This is a genomic window from Asaia sp. As-1742, assembly GCF_011753235.1.
Taxonomy (GTDB): domain Bacteria; phylum Pseudomonadota; class Alphaproteobacteria; order Acetobacterales; family Acetobacteraceae; genus Asaia; species Asaia bogorensis_B.
This window is the reverse complement of sequence record NZ_VWWA01000030.1, coordinates 2501-5502: the sequence shown is the minus strand read 5'-3', so window position 1 is coordinate 5502 and position 3002 is coordinate 2501. Positions and strand designations below refer to the sequence as shown.

General features: G+C 55.1%; 1 tRNA gene and 2 rRNA genes (1 of these 3 cut by a window edge). All 3 read right to left on the bottom strand.

Going from position 1 to position 3002, the window contains the following annotated elements:
- A tRNA-Met gene (locus tag F3J08_RS16480) sits at window positions 1–77 on the bottom strand.
- A 33-nt stretch (window positions 78–110) separates the two neighbouring features.
- A 5S ribosomal RNA gene (gene rrf, locus F3J08_RS16475) occupies window positions 111–225 on the bottom strand.
- 108 nt (window positions 226–333) lie between these two features.
- Window positions 334–3002 (bottom strand): 23S ribosomal RNA (locus tag F3J08_RS16470); it runs 74 nt beyond the window's last position.

Below are 3002 nucleotides of genomic sequence, written 5' to 3'. Positions count from 1 at the left end.
TGGTTGCGGGGGCAGGATTTGAACCTGCGGCCTTCAGGTTATGAGCCTGACGAGCTACCGGGCTGCTCCACCCCGCGAGGGTGGGGTGTTTTTGTGGGGTGGATCAGGGGACCTGGCGGCGACCGACTTTTCCGCATCTTGAGATGCAGTATCATAGGCGCTGGGGCGTTTCACGGCCGAGTTCGGGATGGGATCGGGTGGAAGTCTCCCGCCATAGCCACCAGGTCTTCTGATCCACCCGACAACTGTGTGTCGGTGTGGAGGTTGGTGTTTTGTGTATGATGTGATTGCGTGGATGATTGCTATGCATGTGTATGCTCTCTTGTGAGAGCGTTGTGTGAGCGATATGGGCGATTAGGACCGGTTAGCTGCACGTGTTACCACGCTTGTACACCCGGCCTATTGACGTGATGGTCTTTCACGGCCCTGTGAGACCTAGTTTTGAGGTGGGTTTCCCGCTTAGATGCTTTCAGCGGTTATCCCGTCCATACTTAGCTACCCGGCTGTGCCGCTGGCGCGACAACCGGTACACCAGAGGTATGTTCATCCCGGTCCTCTCGTACTAGGGACAAATCCTCTCAAGTCTCATACACCCACGGCAGATAGGGACCGAACTGTCTCACGACGTTCTAAACCCAGCTCACGTACCACTTTAATCGGCGAACAGCCGAACCCTTGGGACCTGCTCCAGCCCCAGGATGTGATGAGCCGACATCGAGGTGCCAAACCTCCCCGTCGATGTGGACTCTTGGGGGAGATCAGCCTGTTATCCCTAGAGTACCTTTTATCCGTTGAGCGATGGCCCGTCCACGTGGGACCACCGGATCACTATGGCCGACTTTCGTCTCTGTTCGAGCTGTCACTCTCACAGTCAGGCGGGCTTATGCCATTGCACTCGACAGTCGGTTTCCGACCGACCTGAGCCCACCATCGCGCGCCTCCGTTACACTTTGGGAGGCGACCGCCCCAGTCAAACTGCCCACCATGCAGGGTCCCGGACCAGGCTAGACTGGTCTCGGTTAGACATCAGAAAAATTCAGGGTGGTATTTCAAGGACGGCTCCACCGGTACTGGCGTCCCGGGTTCGTAGCCTCCCACCTATCCTACACAGGATGTCTCTGATGCCACTGCAAAGCTGCAGTAAAGGTTCATAGGGTCTTTCCGTCTGACCGCGGGTACCCCGCATCTTCACGGGGAATTCAATTTCGCTGAGTCGATGCTGGAGACAGTGGGGAAGTCGTTACGCCATTCGTGCAGGTCGGAACTTACCCGACAAGGAATTTCGCTACCTTAGGACCGTTATAGTTACGGCCGCCGTTTACCGGGGCTTCAATTCAATGCTTGCACATCTCCTCTTAACCTTCCGGCACCGGGCAGGCGTCAGGCCGTATACGTCGTCTCTCGACTTCGCACAGCCCTGTGTTTTTACTAAACAGTCGCTACCCCCTGGTCTGTGCCACCCGCCTATGGTTGCCCACGGACGGGTCTCGCTTATCCCGAAGTTACACGAGCAATTTGCCTAGTTCCTTCAGCATCGTTCTCTCAAGCGCCTTGGTATTCTCTACCAGTCCACCTGTGTCGGTTTCGGGTACGGTCTATACGCCAGAGCTATTTCCTGGAATGCTCCAAAAGCCTGGTCAATCCAATAAGACCAGACAACATATCGCATTCGTCACTTCTGGCAGGCCCAGTAATATTCAACTGGTTCCCATCGACTACGGCTTTCGCCCTCGCCTTAGGGGCCGGCTCACCCTGCGTGGATTAACCTTGCGCAGGAACCCTTGGACTTTCGGCGACAGTGTTTCTCGCACTGTTTGTCGCTACTCATGTCAGCATTCGCACTTCCGATATCTCCAGAGAGGGTCACCCCGTCTCCTTCGCAGACCTACGGAACGCTCCGCTACCGCGCATATCATAGATATGCACCCACAGCTTCGGCACGTGGCTTGAGCCCCGTTACATTTTCGGCGCAGGGTTTCTATTAGACCAGTGAGCTATTACGCTTTCTTTAAAGGATGGCTGCTTCTAAGCCAACCTCCTGGTTGTTTTGGAATCCCCACATCCTTTCCCACTTAGCCACGATTTGGGGGCCTTAGCTGGTGGTCTGGGCTGTTTCCCTCTCGACAATGGACCTTAGCACCCACTGTCTGTCTGCCACGCTCATACTCCTCGGTATTCGGAGTTTGGTTAGGTTTGGTAAGACTTTGGGTCCCCCTAGCCCATCCAGTGCTCTACCCCCGAGGGCAATACGTGACGATCTACCTCAATAGATTTCGCGGAGAACCAGCTATCTCCGAGTTTGATTGGCCTTTCACCCCTAGCCACAGCTCATCCCCGACTTTTTCAACAGGCGTGGGTTCGGCCCTCCAGTGCGTGTTACCGCACCTTCAGCCTGGCCATGGCTAGATCACTCGGTTTCGGGTCTTCTGCCAGCAACTCATTCGCCCTATTCAGACTCGCTTTCGCTACGCCTACACCTACCGGCTTAAGCTCGCTGCAAACAGAAACTCGCTGACCCATTATACAAAAGGTACGCCGTCACCCCATAAGAGGCTCCGACTGCTTGTAGGCATCCGGTTTCAGGTCTCTTTCACTCCCCTCATCGGGGTGCTTTTCACCTTTCCCTCACGGTACTTGTTCACTATCGGTCATCAGGGAGTATTTAGGCTTGGAGGGTGGTCCCCCCATGTTCAGACAGGGTTTCACGTGCCCCGCCCTACTCGAGAACCATCATGAACACTACGCATACGGGGCTATCACCCATTATCGCCGGACTTTCCAGACCGTTCTGCTTCTTTCACAATGATTACTGGCCTGCTCCGCGTTCGCTCGCCACTACTAGCGGAATCTCTGTTGATGTCTTTTCCTCCAGGTACTGAGATGTTTCAGTTCCCCGGGTTCGCCTCATACCCCTATGTATTCAGGGCATGATACCTATCGCTAGGTGGGTTTCCCCATTCAGATATCCACGGATCAAAGCTTGCTCGCAGCTCCCCGTGGCT